The sequence below is a fragment of the Rarobacter incanus genome (assembly GCF_006715765.1).
Taxonomy (GTDB): Bacteria; Actinomycetota; Actinomycetes; order Actinomycetales; family Cellulomonadaceae; genus Rarobacter; species Rarobacter incanus.
This window is the reverse complement of record NZ_VFNV01000001.1, coordinates 237,831-256,086: the sequence shown is the minus strand read 5'-3', so window position 1 is coordinate 256,086 and position 18,256 is coordinate 237,831. Positions and strand designations below refer to the sequence as shown.

Here is an 18,256-nt window from a genome sequence, read left to right as displayed (position 1 = left end):
CAGCCTGAGCTACCACCGCGCAAATCGACCCAGCGCATACCAGTACCATCTAGCCACCCCCAATTCACGCCCCGGGCTCCACCCATCCGACAACGCAGTAACTAGACTGGACGCATGAGATTTCTTCCCGGCCACACCCTCGACCGCGACCTCACCTACGGCGACGTCTTCCTCGTCCCATCACGCTCGGATGTCAGATCCCGGTTCGACGTCGATCTGACCCCCCAAGATGACGTAGGGAACACCACGCCACTGGTCGTGGCCAACATGACGGCCATCGCGGGGCGCCGCATGGCGGAGACAACGGCCCGCCGGGGCGCCATTACGATCATTCCCCAAGATATCCCGCAAGATGTCGTCGCCAGGGTCATCGACAAGGTCAAACGCTGCCACCCCATCGTTGAAACGGCAGTCACCGTAGCACCGACGGACACGCTGGGCGCGGTGTTGGCGCTAATACCCAAACGAGCACACGGCGCTGCGATTGTGACCGACGAGGGCAAGCCCGTGGGGATTATCACGACCGCCGATTGCGAAGGCGTCGACCGATTCGCACAGGCACACGCGGTGATGACACCGCGGCCAACGACCATTGAGCTTTCCCAGATCGGTGAGGACGGCAGCGGCCTGCGGCACGTCTACGCCGAATTGACCGAATCGCGCCGCAAGTTCTTGCCCGTGGTCGATGCAACCGGCGCCCTGGTCGGCGTCATATCCCAAACGGGAGCCGTGCGATCTTCCGTGTACGCACCCGCGCTCGATGCGGACGGCAAGCTGCTGGTGGGCGCCGCTATCGGTATCAACGGGGATGTCGAGGGCAAGGCGGCAGCCCTACTCGAGGCGGGCGCCGACGTGCTGGTGGTCGACACTGCTCACGGCCACCAGGAGAAAATGATTGACGCGTTGCGGCGCGTGACGTCGCTTGGGCCCGGGGTTCCGGTGGTCGCGGGCAATGTGGTTACCGCCCAAGGCGTGCGAGATTTGGTCTCCGCGGGAGCGTCGATCGTGAAAGTCGGGGTTGGCCCCGGGGCAATGTGCACGACCCGCATGCAAACCGGAGTTGGCCGGCCACAGTTTTCGGCCGTGCTTGAATGCGCGCGGGCGGCGGCGGATGTGGGCGCCCATGTGTGGGCCGACGGCGGAGTTCGCCACCCCCGCGACGTCGCCCTCGCGCTTGCCGCCGGTGCGAGCCAGGTCATGATCGGGTCGTGGTTTGCGGGCACGCATGAATCCCCCGGCGAGATGAACCACGACAGCACCGGGCGTGTATACAAAGAATCCTTCGGAATGGCCTCCGCGCGCGCGGTGGCGGCCCGGACGGCAGGCACGGATCCATTCGATCGCGCGCGAAAGGCTCTTTACCAAGAGGGTATCTCGTCCTCCAAAATGTTCATTGACCCGGCACGCCCCGGCGTGGAAGACCTCATCGACGACATCACGTCGGGTTTGCGATCGTCGTGCACCTATGCGGGAGCGGTGACACTCAGCGAGTTCGCGGAAAATGCCGTGGTCGGGATCCAAAGCGCGGCCGGGTACGAAGAAGGCCGCCCGCTCCCCCGCAGTTGGTGACCCGTGAGCTACACCCTCATCATTGAGCATCGACCCTGGGAGCATGCCGGGATGATTCGCGGCGCGCTGGCGGGGCGTGAGGTTCGCACGGTCAATATCGTGGACGAGGCCCGCCCACCCGTTCCAACGCCCGCGGATATTGATGCGCTTGTTGTTATGGGTGGGCCGATGGGTGCCCTCGATGACGCAGAATTCCCGGGACTGGCGTCGGAACGTCGGCTCATCGCCCAGTGCTGCGCCGCGGGCGTTCCCGTGCTTGGGGTGTGCCTCGGTATGCAGCTGGTGGCCGTGGCCTTGGGCGGCGACCTGCGATCGGGTGCGACGCGGGAAGTGGGCATCAGCGCCGTGGACTTGACCCCTGCGGGTGTCGCTTACCCCCTGTTTGCCGCAATCGAGCGCCCTGAACCGACGCGCCTGGAGGTCCTGCACTGGCACGGGGACACCGTCTCGGCGCCACCCGGGGCGACGGTGCTCGCAACTTCCGCTTCGACGCCGGTGCAGGCTTTCGCCGTCGGTAACGCGCTTGGGATGCAGTTTCACCTGGAGGTGGATGCAAATCAGCTTCGTGAGTGGCTCCGTGAACCGGTCATGCGCGCCGAACTGTCCGAAGCGGAAATCGGTTCCCTGGGCTCCGCGGGATGTACCCGACTGGCGGAACTGGCGCCCGCTGCCGCTCGCGGTATCGCTTCCTGGTTCACCGCGCGCTAGGCCGCGCCCGTCCCAGGGGGCGGATAGTCGCACCCCACAGCGGTGGCCCGCATTCCCCCGCGCGCGCGATGCAACCCGCACCCAACAGCTGTGGTCCGCACCTGAACCAAATCGGATGCGGGCCACCGCCACGTAACAGGACCGACAAAACCTACTTGCGGACCTTCACCTTGACTACCTTCGACTTGGCAGCAAGACCGTTGCTCGCCCGATCCGGACGGTACTGAGCGCGGACCTTGATGGTCTTCTTGGAGCGCTTCAGCGTGACCTTTGCCTTACCGTTGCGAAGCTTCACGGTCTTGGTGTACTTCTTGCCGACCGTGATCTTGACCGAACCGGTCGCGACGCGCCCGTTGCTCAGTTTGCCAACGGTGACCGTCACCTTGGGCCGTTTGCCAGCCTTGAACTTCTTGGCGCGGACCTTGATCGCCTTGGCCACCGCAGGCTTGGTGATCGTGAACCCGGCACCATCGACCGTCGTCACGTACAGCTTGCCGTCAATCAGAGCAGTTGCCCGCAGCGAACCGTACTTCCCCACGGCCAAGTCGGATTCCAAGCGGGCCTTCGCCACGTACGCGCCGTTGACCTTTTGGATCTGCGCGGTCGCGATCACCAGGGTATCGCTCGAGAACACCACCGTGCCCGCGGTCGCGTTCGTGACCTGGACGCTTACGGCAATCAGTTTCGCCGCATCAACCTGCCCGTAAACCTGCTTCGATCCGGACGCACTGACGACGCCCAACGCGGGCACCACGGGAACCTTCACCGCTTCCACGGAAACGTTGAGGGCACTCGATTCGCTGCCGGCGTAGTTCGTGTCACCCGTGAACTTCGCGGTAAACACGTAGCTGCCAACTGCCAGATCCGGAACGCTGAGGATCGCGATGCCATCCTGCACCGTTACGGGCTCACCAATCGCCTTGCCATCCTGCAGGAACGTTACAGTGCCGCCCGCTGCTGCCGGGTCCACCGTCGCCGTGAGGGCGACTGGCTTCCCTGCCTTGATGGTCGAATCAGCGGAGCTCAGGGTCACCGTGGTGTCTGCCTGGTCGATCGTGAATTCGACCGACGAGGTCGACGCCTCGTTGTTCGCGTCGCCCGAATAGTTGGCCGTGATCGTGTGCTCGCCGGCGGCCGGCGTGGAGATCGTGATGCTAGCCAGTCCCTCGGCGTCGATCGCGATCGGATCACCCAGGGCCTGCCCGTTCTCCTCGAACGTCACCGTACCGGTGGTTCCCGCCGGTACCTGCGCCGTGACCACAACGGACGCCCCGAACGTGGCATTCGTCTTGTCGGCCGTGACCGTCACCGCGGGCCGAGCCTTGTCGACGTAGACGTCCTTGGTCGTTGTCATGGACCCGTACTTGCTGTCACCGGAGTACGTGATCGTGATCGTTGAGTCACCGACGGGCAGGGAACTCGTCCCAAATGAGGCCTTACCATCGACGACATTCACCTCGTGCGCGACGCCGTTGATGGTGAAGGTGACAGTACCCGTAGCGTCGGCAGGAAGTGTGATCGACAGCTCCTGATCTGCTCCCGCGGTTACCTCTTCCGGGATTGCGATTACGACGTCGCCGGCGGCGAGCTCCTTCTTGCTCACCGTGACGCTCACGGACTGGTCCGTCTGCGCTTGCGTCAGCGTGTCATCTCCGGCAAACGTCGCCCGGTACGCGGTGGTGCCTTCGGCGCTCGCGTTCAACGCCCACGTCGCCTTGCCCTGCGCATCCGTGGTCGCGGTGCCTAGTTCCTCATCACCCGCGAAGAAGGCGACAGTCTTTCCCGCGGTGGCGGGGCTGAGGGTCGCCGTCAGCGTGATCGGGTCGCCGACCGTGACTGTCGTCGCATTCGCGTCAATGACCAGCGACGAGGCCACCTTCGTGATCGTCAGCGTCTTTTGCACGCTGGCCTGCGCGTATTGCTCGTTGCCGAGATACGTCGCGGTGATCGTGTGTGTACCGGCAGTGAGCACCTGCGTGTTGAACGTCGCGGCGCCAGCCGTGAGCGCCACCGGTTCTCCGGCCGCCGCGCCATCGATAGCGAATTGGACGGTGCCGGTTGCCGTCGCGGGCGTCACCGTAGCGGTCAGGACATTGGATGCCCCAACCGTCGCGGTCTCAACCCCGCTCAAAGTGACCGCAGATGCCACCTTGTTGATGACAACCGTGTGCGCCGCGGACGTCGCGGACGAGGTCGCGTCGTCACCGGAGTAGGTGGCCACGATGGTGTGGCTGCCTGCCGGCAGCGTCGAAATATCGAACGACGCCTTAGCATCCGCAATCTGAACCGGCGCACCGCTTGCCTGGCCATCGACCACGAACTGCACGGTACCGGTTGCCGTCGCGGGCGTCACCGTAGCGGTCAGGACATTGGATGCCCCAACCGTCGCGGTCTCAACCCCGCTCAAAGTGACCGCAGATGCCACCTTGTTGATGACAACCGTGTGCGCCGCGGACGTCGCGGACGAGGTCGTGTCGTCACCGGAGTAGGTGGCCACGATGGTGTGGCTGCCTGCCGGCAGCGTCGAAATATCGAACGACGCCTTAGCATCCGCAATCTGAACCGGCGCACCGCTTGCCTGGCCATCGACCACGAACTGCACGGTACCGGTTGCCGTCGCGGGTTGGATCGTTGCAACTACGGATCCGGCCGCGCCGACCGGTGAAGCCGCAGGCCCCGACAACGCGACGGTCGCCGCGTGCTTACCAACCGCAATCGTGACGGATTGGGTAGCGCTCGTTCCGTTACCCGTGACCGTGACAACGGCCGTGTAGGTTCCGACCGCCTGGTAGGCGTGGTCGCCGAAGACCTTGCCGTCTACGACCGAACCCGTGGTTACGGGTGAGCCATCGCCCCAGTTGATCGTCGCGGTCAGGGGCGCCTGTCCCGTTGTCACTGTTACGAGGGGGCTAGTCAGGGCCACCCCGGGGGTCGCCTCGATTCCCGAGGTAGCCTCGAGGACGGGAGCTGGCGCCTGTGCGGCGACAGCGGCATCGGTTGCGAAGGTGAAGAGGTGAACCTGGCCGTCGGGCTTGAGCGTCCCGGATTTGACCGGCAGCTGGATGTAGTCCACGGTCTTGTCTGCTTGCAAGTCCACGGGGGCAGACGCCAGCACCGCCGAATACTTGTCGTCCGATTCCGATGCGCCCTTCAGGCGGCCCTGCGGGCGCGCCACGACGGTGTTGCCGTTGTTAGTGAAGTTGCTGGTATCGCCAGTCGCCCAGTCCCCGAACGTGACCGTGACGTTCTGTTCCGTTTCGTCGGTGTAGACGATGGTCAGCTCGCGGGACTTGGTGCCCTCGTTTGCGGTGCCCAGGAACGATAGCTTAGTAGCGCCCTGGGGAACAGTGATGTTCCACCGCTGCCCGGCGGGCGTGATCGTATCGGGCTGTCCGACTGGGATGTTCGGAACCTCGAAGTTGAACGTTGTTCCGTCGATGTTGACAGTACCGTTGGCTCCGAACGAATAGCCCAAGTCAGTGAGCTTCGCGCGGTCGTAGGCGTAGCCATTTCCGTCGCAATCACCGGCGATCCCGCTCTGCACAAAGCAAGTCAGGTTCGCGATCGAGGCAGTTGCCGTGGTCAGTGTCGAGTCCGCGATGACGGTCACCGGGAGCTGCGCCACGGCGGTTTCCTCGCCGACCGACACGCTAATCGTTGCGTCGTACTGCCCGGCCGCGGCCACCCGCGCTGCCGCGGGAACTGTCAGCACGTAGCCATCCGCGGTCTTCGTTGCGACGAGGGAAAGCGCATCGTGCCCGTCGTTGAGATCCAAGGTCGCCGCGATGGTGGCGTCGCTCGGGACCAGCGCCGCCCCGGCGATCACACCCACCGAACCGTTGACGGCCTTGCCCGCGTAAGCGGTGAACGATGCCGGTACATCGTTGAGGCGCAGTGACCCCGCGAATCCGTTGGCCGCGACGGTCACGTTGTCGATCAGCCCCGTTACCTTCGCCCCCGACTGTGCTTCCGCATCGGCGAAGCGCAGCACTACGCGCGTCACCACCTTGCCAGCAAGCGCGGACAGGTCAACGCGCACGTGGTTCCACGCGTTTTGGGTCAGCGCGGTCCCGTACGCGGCCGGCGTAAAGGACACACCGGCGCTGTCGGAAACACCGGAAAGCTGCGACAGGAACTGCTCGTTGGTGCCATTCGCATCGGTGTAGGCGATGTCTGCGATGACTTTCGCACCCTCTGCGGTCAAGGGGTCGATGTCGTAGCTCAGCGCGGTACCGTCGGCAATTGTGACGTTGAGGTCATCGTGGACGACGGAGTTCGAGGCCACAGCCGACTCGGCATCCGGCGTGATTTGGCCGTCGTAGCGCAGTGCTGCCGAGCCGTGTGCCGTGCTCAGTTCGCTGGACTGGTTGGTCGCGCGAATGTCCGCAGTCGAAACTGCCAGGACGGACGTGGCCTGCGGCGCCGCGTCGTTGGTGCCGTAGAGGGTCCAGTCGCCCATCTGCAACCGGTTGTTGTTGCCGGCGTTGGCCGTGACGACCATCTGGATGTACTTGTACGATCCCGGCTCGTCGAGATCATAGTGGTTGCGGGCCTTGCGGCCGGTCCAGGTTGCGTCCGAAACCGTATCAATGACCTTCCACGATTCGCTGGACTGATCGTTGAGCGCGGCGGCGTCGTTGGTACCGCGAATCGTCCAGTTCTTCGGATCGCGCTCGACGGCATCGTTTCCGGACACGATGTCGTACGAGCTGATCTTCTGCGCGGACGAAAGGGTGTAGGTGATTATGCCGGGGTTCTCGGTGGTGGGACCGCCCTCGGGAGCTGTTCCCAGCCACTTCGAATCGTACCTGCGGTCCCGCAGCGCATCGAGCGTCTCATTTTCGTTGCCTGCGTTCGAGTAGGACGATGTGGCGGAGGAGATCGCGGACTGAGGGTCGCTCACCAACGCTCCCTCGGAAATGTCCTGGGAACTCAGCAGGGTCCAGTCGGCGAGCTGGAAAGCACCGCTGGCCCCCTGGTTGTCGACCACCTTGAGCTTGTAGTACCGGTAGCTGGCGCTCTGGTCCACGTCGAACCAGCTCGAATAGTTCCGCCCGCTGCTTCCGCTTGGGCCCAGGTCAACATTCTCCTCGCTCGCGATTGGGGTCCACGACCCGTCGCCGACCGCAGTCGCCGCGCTGTCTGAATTGCTGCCGAACACCTGCCACGATTTGGGGTCGCGCTCTTTGGAATCGTTGCCTGATACCAATTGGTAGGACGTGGCGACCGCCGCCTCCGAGAGGGAGTAAATGACCTCGATCGAGTTGCTTGCCGTGGGCTTCTTTCCCGCGAACCACTTCGTCGCGGAATTCCGGTCCGCGATCATTCCGGCGTTTTCACCTCCTTTGCCGCCGTCTGGTGAGTACACGCTGGTGACTAGCCGCATGATGCTGCTTGTCGTCCCGTGCACGCCGACGGGCGTGTCGAGAGCGCTGGCGGCCAAAGGCTGCGGCTGACCAGACTCGTACGTCGATGACCACCGCGCCGCTGCCTGGGAATCTGCCGAGGCCACGGGCGCCACGCCCCCCAGCGTCGCGCACAGGGCGAGGGCGGTCACCCCCACTATTGCAGGCCTAGCGGCCCACCCTTTTCGAATGCAGCCGCTCGCAGGTGGCTGAGTAGAACGCTTCATTGCACTCCCATGCTCACATGTGTTGATGCCTACTGGCACACGATACCGATCGACAACCAGACAACGCTGTCGTACATCGGACTCTACGACTCATATATAGGCAGGTCAAGGCGCCTGCCGTGTGAAAAAACGCCCCCGAGGCGCTCCCGTTGCGAAAGAATGGGTAAAAACGCGCCTCAGGGGCGATAGTTTCGCAAGCGAGCGGCGACTCACCTGCGAAAAACCCTACGAGACCAGCGAGCGAAGGACGTACTGCAAGATCCCGCCGTTGCGGTAGTAGTCGGCCTCACCGGGCGTGTCGATTCGCAGGACCGCATCGAACGTCACTTCGCCACCGTCCGCGCGGCGCGCTGTCACGCGCAGAGTATTTGGTGTGACGCCCTCGTTGAGTTCGGTGACCCCCGCGATGTCGAACGTTTCGGTGCCGTCGAGCCCCAGAGATTGTGCCGATTCACCCGCCGGGAACTGGAGCGGCAAGACGCCCATCCCGATCAGGTTCGACCGGTGGATTCGCTCAAACGACTCGGCGATCACCGCGCGCACTCCCAGCAGCGACGTTCCCTTCGCCGCCCAGTCCCGCGATGAACCGGAACCGTATTCTTTCCCTCCCAGAACAACCAGCGGGATTCCGGCGGCCGCGTAGTCCTGCGCCGCATCGTAGATGAACGACTGCTCGCCGGTGACGAAGTTGAACGTGTAACCGCCCTCGACCCCATCCAGGAGTTGGTTGCGCAGCCGGATGTTGGCGAACGTCCCGCGGATCATCACTTCGTGGTTGCCGCGGCGCGAGCCGTAGCTGTTGAAGTCCTTGCGGGCTACCCCGTGGTCCTCGAGGTACTGCGCGGCCGGGGTACCCGGCTTGATCGCACCCGCGGGAGAAATGTGGTCCGTGGTCACGGAATCGCCTAGCTTTGCAAGCACCCGCGCGCCGGTGATGTCGGACACGGGCGCGGGCGTCAGGCCCATTTCCTCGAAGTACGGGGGCTTGCGAACATAGGTCGATTCGCCGTCCCAGGCGAATGTGGAGCCGGTCGGAGTGTCGAGCGAACGCCAGCGCTCATCCCCCGCGAAAACATCCGCATAATCGGACGTAAACATGTCGCGATTGATCGAGGTATCGATAGTGGCCTGCACTTCCGCCGCACTCGGCCAGATGTCCTGCAGGAAAATCGGTTGCCCGTCGCTGCCGAAGCCGAGCGGTTCGGTTTCGAAATCGAATTCCATCGTGCCTGCCAGCGCGTACGCGATCACCAGCGGCGGCGACGCGAGGTAGTTCATCTTCACGTCGGGGTTGATGCGCCCCTCAAAGTTGCGGTTTCCGGACAACACCGACACGACCGCTAGGTCGTTGTCGTTGACTACCTGAGAGACTTCGGGGGCCAGCGGGCCCGAGTTACCGATGCAGGTCGCACAACCGTAGCCGACCAGGTGGAATCCCAACTGCTCCAGGTACGGCCACAGTCCGGCCTTTTCGTAGTAGTTCGTAACCACCTGCGACCCGGGGGCCATAGAGGTCTTGACCCACGGCTTCGCAGTGAGTCCGCGCTCGACGGCCTTCTTGGCCAGCAGACCCGCAGCCAGCATGACCGACGGGTTCGACGTGTTGGTGCACGAGGTGATCGATGCGATGGCCACCGCACCGTTGAACAGGTTGTATTCGCGCCCATCCGCAGCGACAACCGGGTAGGGCGTGTGGAAGCCCTGCCCGACCGCAATGGCCGGAGAATCCGAGGCCGGGAACGATTCCTTTTCGGCCTCGTCGATCTTGTTGATCGATTCGTCGGCGTAGTTGGGAAGGTCGCGCAGGAACTGCTGCTTGGCATCGGCCAGTTGAATGCGGTCCTGCGGACGCTTGGGCCCCGCGATCGACGGGACCACCGTCGACAGATCCAGCTCCAGGTACTCAGAGAACTGCGGCTCGTGCGCGGAGTTGTGCCACAACCCCTGTTCTTTGCTGTACGCCTCAACGAGCGCAACCTGCTCGTCGGAACGCCCGGTCAGCCGCAGGTAATCCAGCGTCACATCGTCGATGGGGAAGATCGCGGCCGTGGACCCGAACTCCGGGCTCATGTTTCCGATGGTTGCGCGGTTCGCGAGAGGAACCTGCGCAACGCCGGCCCCGTAGAACTCGACGAACTTTCCGACGACCCCGTGCTGGCGCAGCATCTGGGTGATGGTGAGGACCACGTCGGTGGCGGTGACGCCGGACGGGATGGTCCCGGTGAGCTTGAAACCGACAACGCGCGGAATCAGCATCGAAACGGGTTGGCCCAGCATTGCTGCCTCGGCCTCAATGCCGCCCACTCCCCACCCCAGCACGCCAAGGCCATTGACCATCGTGGTGTGCGAATCGGTTCCGACGCACGTGTCGGGGTAGGCACGGACAACGCCATCGACCTCGCGGGTCATGGTCACCCGCGCCAGGTATTCGATGTTGACCTGGTGCACGATTCCGGTGCCCGGCGGCACGACCTTGAAATCATCGAATGCCGTCTGCCCCCACCGCAGGAACTGGTACCGCTCGTGGTTGCGCTGGTATTCGATCTCGACGTTGCGCTCGAACGCGTCGGCGCGACCCGCCACGTCGATCTGCACGGAGTGGTCGATGACCAGTTCCGCCGGTGCCAGCGGGTTGATCCGCTCGGGGTCGCCGCCCAGATCGGCCACGGCCTCACGCATCGTGGCAAGGTCAACGACGCACGGGACACCGGTGAAGTCCTGCATGATCACGCGCGCGGGCGTGAACTGAATCTCGGTGCTCGGCTGGGCCGTCGGATCCCACGACGCTATGGCACGGATGTGGTCGGCAGTGATGTTCGCACCGTCTTCGGTGCGAAGCAGGTTTTCGGCAAGCACCTTGAGGCTGAAGGGAAGTTTTTCGGTTCCGGGCACCGCATTCAACCGGTAGATCTCGTAAGAGTTCTCACCGACTTGCAGCGTGCCGCGGGCACCGAAGGAATCGACCTTGCTCACGAAGCAACTCCTTAGGACATATGTGGCGCCGCCGTGGGCATGGCGACGCGTTGGGGGGTTCGCTTCAGCCTACCGCAATATCTTGACGTCAAGATACTTTTGTGTCGCGCGCCCATCGCCTTTGGTGCCACCGATAGATGATCTCGATGAGGATCCAGCATCCCGCCGCACAGGCCGCCACTTGGTACCAGTGGTGAGCGTCCACCGTTTCTAGCATGAAGAAGTTGCGCACGAATCCGATTTGATACGCGGCGATTCCGGCTACCGCCAGCGCAACGATCATCCCGACCTTCCACGGCGCCCAGGGTCTCGCCAAAACGGCCACGATCCACAGTCCCGCGGCGATGAGCATCGCCGTGGTCGCTGTTCGCGCCATTGCCGGGTCCTGGCTCCCCCCAAGAAGCGTGTAGGCCGTCAAGATCGCAACGCCCAAGACAAGCCCGATGGGTATCGCGAACGTCAGCACTCGCTTTAGGAACCCGGCGACGTACCTGCGATTGTTGGGAGGAAGGGCAAGGAAGAACGCGGGGATCCCAATTGTTAGGGACGAGGCCAGCGTCAGGTGCCGCGGCAAGAACGGATAGGGCCAACTCAACGCGACGACCGCGAGCGCCAACAGGAACGAATATGTTGTCTTCGTCAAGAACAGCGTGGAGACGCGTTCCATGTTGGCCATGACGCGCCTGCCCTGCCCCAGCACTCCCGGCAGGCGAGAGAATTTCCCGTCCAGCAGCACGATCCGCGCGACCGCTTTGGTGGCGGCGGCGCCGTTGCCCATCGCGATGCCCAGATCCGCGTCCTTGAGAGCGAGGGAATCGTTGACCCCATCGCCGGTCATCGCGACGACCCGGCCGGTCCTTTGCAGCGAGTGGACGATCGCGCGCTTTTGTTCGGGGACCACACGCCCAAAAACGTCGTGTTCTTCCAGCACGGCCGCCAGTTCGTCAAGGTCTTCGGGTAGTTCGCGGGCGTCGTAGCCGACTAGCTGCCTGCCGTCGCCGTGCAGGTCCACGCGGGTGGCTATTGCGGCTACTGTGTCGGGATTGTCTCCCGATATCACCTTCGCGCTGACGTGTTGTTTGCGGAAGTAGGCCAACGTTTCGGCCGCATCCTCACGGATGTGCTCGCCCAACACCGCGATGAGGACCGGTATCAGGTCACCGGGGAGCGGCTGGCGAGCGGACGGCAGTGCTCCGTTGCTGCTGCGCGCCAGTAGCACCACGCGCGCCCCGGTGTCGGCGATCGTTTTCACCTGGTCGAGCGCCCCCTGGGCCGCACCGTCCGTGCGGGAGGCCAGTAGTACTTCTGGTGCACCCAGGACCCAGGCGCCCTCTCGCGTGGCAATCGCGGACCACTTGCGCGCCGACGAGAAAGGAACCTGATCCGTCAGGGAGGCGGGGGCCTCGTCCTTTAATCCCTGTGCCAAAGCGGATGACGTGGCGTTTCCGCCCCCGACACCGGCAAGCGCGGCGAGCACCGATCGGGCGTTGGCGTCGACGGCGAGCTCGCGGATTTCGGTCAGGCGAATCGACCCGTCGGTGATTGTGCCGGTCTTGTCGAGGCACAGCACATCAACGCGGGCCAGCACCTCCACCGCCGGCAGCTCCTGCACAAGCACCTTGCTGCGGGCAAGCAGCATCGCCGCGAGCGCGAAGTTGAGGGAGGTCAGCAGGACGAGTCCGTCGGGAATCATTCCGACCACGCCCGCGACGGCGGCGACGATGGCGTCCTTCCAGTGCTCGCCGGCCAGCGCCTGGGACCAACCGCCCTTCGCCTGCAATTGGCTGTTGGCCAGCAGCAAAGCGATGGGGACGATCATGAGCGATACGACTTTGAGGATCTTATTGATGCCCTCTTGCAGTTCGGAGCGCGCCCGCGAATACTGCTTCGCGGCGGCGGTGAGCTTGTTCGCGTATCCATCGGCACCGACCCGCGTGACGCGGTAGGTTCCCGATCCGGCCACGACGGCCGAACCGGACAGGACCTCGTCATCGATGCTCTTGTGAACGGGCTTTGATTCCCCCGTCAGGAGCGACTCGTCGACCTCCAGGCCGGTTACCTCCAGGCACGTGCCATCGGCCGGAACCTGGTCGCCGGTGGCGATGATAACGATGTCGTCGATCACGACATCGCCGAGAGCGATTTCCTTGCGCTGACCATCGCGCACGACCAGCGCGTGCGGGGCCGCCAGGATGGACAGCCGATCGAGGGTTCGTTTCGCCTTGATCTCCGTGAAGACACCGATGGCGATGTTGATCAGCATGACGAACCCGAACACGGCGTCGGGCCACCGACCCGTTATCAAGACCAGGACTAGGGCGGTGGTCAGAATCAGGTTAAAGAGCGTGAAAATGTTGGCGCGTAGGATCGTGCCAATCGACCGGGAAGTCGAATCGTCGACGGCATTGGTGCGCCCGGCAGCGACCCGTTCTTTCACCTGCTCGGCGTTGAGGCCTTCGAGGCTCGTCATGCAGTTCTCCCTACGGGTCGTGTCTCGCGATCTCGCGGCAAGGCGCTGGCTCATACCAGCGAGGTTGCTTACGCGCGGGTGAGCAACGCTACAGATTCCAGGTGGTGTGTAGCTGGGAACAGGTCGAAACCCGTCACCGATTCGGCACTGTACCCGTGATCGGCCAGGAGCGCGATGTCTCGGGCCAAGGCGGCGGGGTCGCAGGCGACATAGACGATGACCTGGGGCGCCACCGCCGCGATCGCCTCCACGACCGAGCGGCCGGCCCCGGTGCGTGGCGGATCCAACACGATCGCGTCGAACGGGCCGCCGAGGCCCGGCAATACCGACTCGACCTTCCCCTCGTGGAACTGGACGGTGTCGTAGTTCTTGAGGTTGCGCCGCGCGTCTCGCACCGCCTGCGCGCCTGCTTCGATTGAAGCCACCGACCCGGCGGGCCCGACGGCGGCGGCCAGCGGCACGGTGAACAGTCCCGCACCCGAATACAGATCAGCGACGCGTGCTCCCCGCAGGCCTTCGGCCGTGAGCCCCTGTTCCAGCAGGTTGAGAACATGGGCGACAAGAATCTGCGGCGCCATGCGGTGAACCTGCCAGAAGCCCGCGGCCGTGACGCGGTACGTGAGGGTGCGGCCGCGCACCTGGAAGGTCTCTTGGACCGTCTTGCGGGTGCCAGCACGGTGATCGGCGCGACCGTGGTGCCACGGAACGCCGTTGACCAGGATCAGGCCGGGGCTGCCGTCGGCAGGCGCTACGGCGTCGATAAGCGTGCCAGGCTTCCACTTCCTGGAGAACACCTCTTCTTGTTCCAGCAATGCCTGCAGCCCCTCGGTTGCGAGCGGCATGGAATCCAACGCAACGACGTCGTGCGAGCGGAATCGGCGCATACCGGCGCGCCCATCTCGTCCGACAACGAAGGAGGCTCGAGTGCGCCATCCCATGGCCGCCCGATCGTCGTCACCGCTCGCCGCGACCACCGGCGCAGCAATGTCAAGGCCGGCGAGGCGGCGCAACTGTTCGTTCAGCACGCTCGCCTTCCAGCGCCGCTGCGCGGGTCCCCTCAGGTGCGCAAGCTCCGCGCCGCCGACTCCGCCCGGTCCTGCGGCGGGCCACGGCGAGGCGACTCTGTCCGGGGAGGCACTGAGTACCTCGATCGCGTCGGCGCGCCAAAACCCCTTGCTGCCTGCCTCCGTGATCTGCGCGCGCACGGTTTCCCCGGGAATCGCGTGACGCACAAACACCACCCGACCTTCCAACCGTGCCACGCAGTGACCCCCGTGCGCGGGCGCACCGACTTGCAACTCCACGATCGTGCCGACGTTGGGATCGGCTAGGGCGGCTCTGTTTGCCACCTCGTGCTCGCCGTCGCGCCCGGCTACGCGCGGGCGTTGCGCTGCCGGTCGCCGTGGGTTGTTACGGGTCCGCTTATTTTTGTTGGCACCCCTGGTGCCGCTGCCATCTGCCACGGGACGGAGGCTACCACGACGCCGGGGACAAACAGCAGGCGCGTCTTGAGACGCAGGGCGCTCTGATTGTGCAGAACCTGCTCCCACCAATGCGCCACGACGTATTCGGGAATGAAGACCACGACCAAATCGCGCGGTGAACGCCTGCGGATTGAGCGCACGTACTGCATCACCGGACGCGTAATCTCGCGGTAGGGAGAATCCAGGACTCGCAGCGGCGCCGGTATTCCCAGTTCCTCCCACTCGCGCAGCATCTGCGCCGATTCCGCCGGATCAACAGCCACCGTAACCGCTTCCAGCTCCGAGGGCCTGGTGGCGCGGGCGTAGGCGATCGCGCGCATGGTCGGCTTGTGGATGCGTGCCACCAGCACAACCGCGTGCACCCGGCTGGGCAGCGATCGCGACGATTCGTCCGTCGGGACGTACCTCACCTGCTCGGCAACAACCGAATAGTGGTGAGAAATTGCCTTCATGAGAACAAACATGCAGGCCATAAGGACGATTGCAATCCACGCACCGTGCGTGAACTTGGTCACCAACACGATGACCAACACTGCCGACGTCAAACTCAACCCGATTGAGTTGACGACGCGCGAACGCATCATTCGGCGCCGTTCTACCTGATCCACCTCCGTGGCCAGCGCCTTCGACCAGTGCCGCACCATGCCCAGCTGAGAAAGGGTGAAGGACACAAACACGCCGACGATGTACAACTGAATCAGCCGCGTGACCGAAGCATCGAAGGAGAGCACCAACACGGCGGCGAAGGCTGCCAGGATGATGATGCCGTTCGACAATACGAGCCTGTCCCCGCGGGTGTGCAGTTGGCGCGGCAAGTATCCGTCGCGGGCGAGTATCGAGCTGAGAATCGGGAACCCGTTGAATGCGGTGTTCGCCGCCAGGAACAAGATGACGCCGGTGGCCGCCGACACGATGTAGAACATCACCGGAACCCCGGCGAAGGCCGCCTCCGCCAGCTGCGAGAGCACGGGGTGCTGGACGTAGTCGGCGGGGACGGGGGCACCGTTGAGCCGCAGTTGGCTGACGTCATCGACGTAACGGACCCCGGTCTTGTTCGCCAAGAACAGAATCGTCACGATCATCGTTACCGCTATGCCGCCAAGCAAAGCGAGGGTCGTCGCCGCGTTCTTCGACTTTGGCTTCTTGAAGGCGGGGACGCCGTTGCTGACGGCTTCGACGCCGGTGAGGGCGGCCGCACCCGACGCAAACGCGCGTGCTATGAGGAACGCCCCAACGGCGCCCACGAGCCCGTGCTCGTAGCCAGGCTCGGCTACCACGTCGAACGCCGCACTTTCCACTGCCGGCAGCGTGCCGAGGGCCAGACGCGCCAACGCCACTATGGCGGTGAGCCCGACGGCCCCCATGAAGAAGTAGACCGGCACCGCGAGCACGCGGCCCGATTCACGCAGGCCCCGCAGGTTGATGAGCGATAGGACAACGATGACGCCCACGGCAACGCTGGCCTCGTGATCGCGCAGGGCCGGGATGGCGCTCGCCGCGTACAGAACCCCCGCGCTCACCGAGACAGCCACGGTCAAGACGTAATCGACCAATAGCGCCGAGGCGACGACCAAACCGGCGTTACCGCCCAGGTTGGTGGTCGCCACCTCGTAGTCCCCACCGCCCGATGGGTAGGCGCGCACCGTTTGCCGATAGGACGAGACCACGGTGATCAAGACCACGGCGACCGCCACGCCGATCCACGGTGAGATCATCACGGCCGACCCGCCTGCTATGGCGAGCGTGAGCAGGACCTCATCGGGCGCGTATGCCACCGACGACAGCGCATCCGAGGCAAATACCGGCAACGCGAGCCGCTTGGGTAGCAGGGCGCCGCCCGCGCGATCGGATCGCATGGGTCGGCCCACAATGAGCCGCTTTAGTGCGGCACCGAAATCTGGCACAGCGAAAGCCTAGTACCACTCGGGGCGACAGGACACCGCAAAGGGGTATAGCGTTTGTTCTTGTGCACTTTGTGATCATGGGCTGCGGGCGCGTCGGCGCGACGCTCGCCGAATCCTTGGAAGACTACGGGCATTCCGTCGCGGTAATCGACCAGAGTCCCGAAGCCTTTCGCCGCCTGAGCCCCGATTTCTCCGGCAAGCGCGTGACGGGTATCGGATTCGACCGCGACACCCTGGAACAGGCCGAGATCGACGACGCCTATGGTTTTGCCGCGGTCTCGGACGGCGACAACTCCAACATCCTGGCGGCGCGGGTGGTCCGCGAAACGTTTGGCATCGACAACGTCGTGGCTCGCATCTATGACAGCCACCGCGCCGAAATCTATCAGCGGCTCGGAATCCCCACGGTCGCGACGGTCAAGTGGACGGCTAACCAGGTCTTGCGGCGCATGCTGCCGATGGGGGCGACACCGGACTATGTAGATCCCTCGGGCGCGGTTGCGCTCAGCCAGGTCGATGTGCACCGCTCATGGCTCGGCGTAGCCGTCGCGGATCTGGAAGAGGCCGCCGGGGCTCGCGCCGCTTACATCATCCGTGCGGGCGCGTGCGTACTGCCGACGGCGCTGACGGTGATGCAGGAAAACGACACGCTTCACATGATCATCCCGACCGCGGACGCCAGCCGCGTTGAACGAGTATTGGCAAATCCGCGCGCGCAGGGGGCAGAATGAAAATCGTCGTGTGTGGTGCCGGATCGGTTGGCCGCTCCATAGCCCGCGAGCTGATCGGGAACGGCCACGAGGTCACCCTCATGGACCGGCAATCGTCGGCGATGCGCGTGGCCCAGGTCCCGGAGGCCGATTGGCTGCTTGCGGACGCGTGTGAACTCTCATCGCTGAACGAGGCCCGCGTCGACGAAGCAGACGTTGTCGTGGCGGCGACGGGCGACGACAAAGCCAACCTTGTCATCTCGTTGCTGTGCAAGACGGAATTCGGCGTGCCGCGCACGGTTGCGCGGGTCAATAATCCCAAGAACGAGTGGATGTTTGACGCCGCGTGGGGCGTGGACGTCGCGGTGTCGACGCCGCGGACCATGACCGCCTTGATCGAAGAGGCTGTATCGGTCGGGGACCTGGTGCGTGTTTTCACGTTCAACCAGTCCGGTGCGGACATTTTGGAGATCAACCTCCCGGCGGACTCCCCCGTCGTCGGGGTGCGGCTGGGCCTGATCACCTGGCCAGCCGATACGGTCCTGGCGGCGGTGGTACGCGACAAGCGCCCTTTCTCGCCCACGGGTGACGACACGCTGGAAGTCGGCGACGAACTGCTGCTTGTGTGCGCAAGTGAGGCGGACCAAGGCGCCCTGCGCGCCCTTTTGGTTAGTACCGCCGACGAAGAGGAATGACCCAACCCCGCAACGATCATGCGGAGGAAAGCTGGCAGCGCACCGCCGACGAAGACTAACAGCCCAACGCCTCAATGCCCCAACGCTGTGATGCCACCGAGCGCGGCGCAG

The 18,256-nt window shown here is 64.3% G+C and carries 9 protein-coding genes; 4 read left to right on the top strand and 5 right to left on the bottom strand.

Annotated elements, in window-relative coordinates; genetic code table 11:
• Nucleotides 1–114 precede the first annotated feature (114 nt).
• The gene (locus FB389_RS01020) at nucleotides 115–1,569 is read left to right on the top strand and encodes a GuaB1 family IMP dehydrogenase-related protein (RefSeq protein ID WP_142110968.1); all 1,455 of its coding nucleotides are present in this window, start codon (nucleotides 115–117) and stop codon (nucleotides 1,567–1,569) included.
• A gap of 3 nt (nucleotides 1,570–1,572) precedes the next feature.
• A complete protein-coding gene (locus FB389_RS01015; protein ID WP_142110967.1) occupies nucleotides 1,573–2,277 on the top strand; it encodes a type 1 glutamine amidotransferase in 705 nt (234 codons plus the stop codon).
• A 151-nt stretch (nucleotides 2,278–2,428) separates the two neighbouring features.
• Here the strand turns inward: FB389_RS01015 and FB389_RS01010 are convergent, their stop codons facing one another.
• From FB389_RS01010 to FB389_RS00990, 5 genes are all read right to left on the bottom strand, one after another.
• Complete coding sequence (locus FB389_RS01010; protein WP_170207815.1) at nucleotides 2,429–7,834, bottom strand: Ig-like domain repeat protein; 5,406 nt, start codon at nucleotides 7,832–7,834, stop codon at nucleotides 2,429–2,431.
• A gap of 300 nt (nucleotides 7,835–8,134) precedes the next feature.
• On the bottom strand, nucleotides 8,135–10,882 hold the full coding sequence (gene acnA, locus FB389_RS01005) for an aconitate hydratase AcnA (RefSeq protein WP_142110965.1): 2,748 nt from the start codon (nucleotides 10,880–10,882) through the stop codon (nucleotides 8,135–8,137).
• Nucleotides 10,883–10,970: 88 nt separating this feature from the next.
• Complete coding sequence (locus FB389_RS01000) at nucleotides 10,971–13,352, bottom strand: HAD-IC family P-type ATPase (RefSeq protein ID WP_142110964.1); 2,382 nt, start codon at nucleotides 13,350–13,352, stop codon at nucleotides 10,971–10,973.
• Between the two features lie 68 nt (nucleotides 13,353–13,420).
• A complete protein-coding gene (locus tag FB389_RS00995) occupies nucleotides 13,421–14,701 on the bottom strand; it encodes a class I SAM-dependent RNA methyltransferase (RefSeq protein ID WP_142110963.1) in 1,281 nt (426 codons plus the stop codon).
• A gap of 23 nt (nucleotides 14,702–14,724) precedes the next feature.
• Nucleotides 14,725–16,740 carry an APC family permease gene (locus tag FB389_RS00990; protein WP_425467238.1) on the bottom strand — a complete coding sequence of 672 codons (2,016 nt, stop codon included), beginning with the start codon at nucleotides 16,738–16,740 and terminating at the stop codon, nucleotides 14,725–14,727.
• Nucleotides 16,741–16,817: 77 nt separating this feature from the next.
• On the opposite strand from FB389_RS00990, the gene FB389_RS00985 reads away from it, so the two are divergent.
• Nucleotides 16,818–17,471, top strand: coding sequence for a potassium channel family protein (locus tag FB389_RS00985; RefSeq protein WP_142113367.1), 654 nt, complete (start codon nucleotides 16,818–16,820; stop codon nucleotides 17,469–17,471).
• Nucleotides 17,468–18,145: a potassium channel family protein gene (locus FB389_RS00980; protein WP_142110962.1), complete on the top strand. Its 678-nt coding sequence runs from the start codon at nucleotides 17,468–17,470 to the stop codon at nucleotides 18,143–18,145. Before FB389_RS00985 ends, FB389_RS00980 begins: the two co-directional genes overlap by 4 nt.
• The last annotated feature ends 111 nt before the right edge of the window (nucleotides 18,146–18,256 follow it).

Coding starts and splice junctions, on each gene's coding strand:
- FB389_RS01000 (WP_142110964.1), bottom strand. CDS start 13,352: ATGACGAGCCTCGAAGGCCTCAACGCCGAGCAGGTGAAAGAACGGGTC.
- FB389_RS00985 (WP_142113367.1), top strand. CDS start 16,818: ATGGGCTGCGGGCGCGTCGGCGCGACGCTCGCCGAATCCTTGGAAGAC.
- FB389_RS01020 (WP_142110968.1), top strand. CDS start 115: ATGAGATTTCTTCCCGGCCACACCCTCGACCGCGACCTCACCTACGGC.
- FB389_RS00980 (WP_142110962.1), top strand. CDS start 17,468: ATGAAAATCGTCGTGTGTGGTGCCGGATCGGTTGGCCGCTCCATAGCC.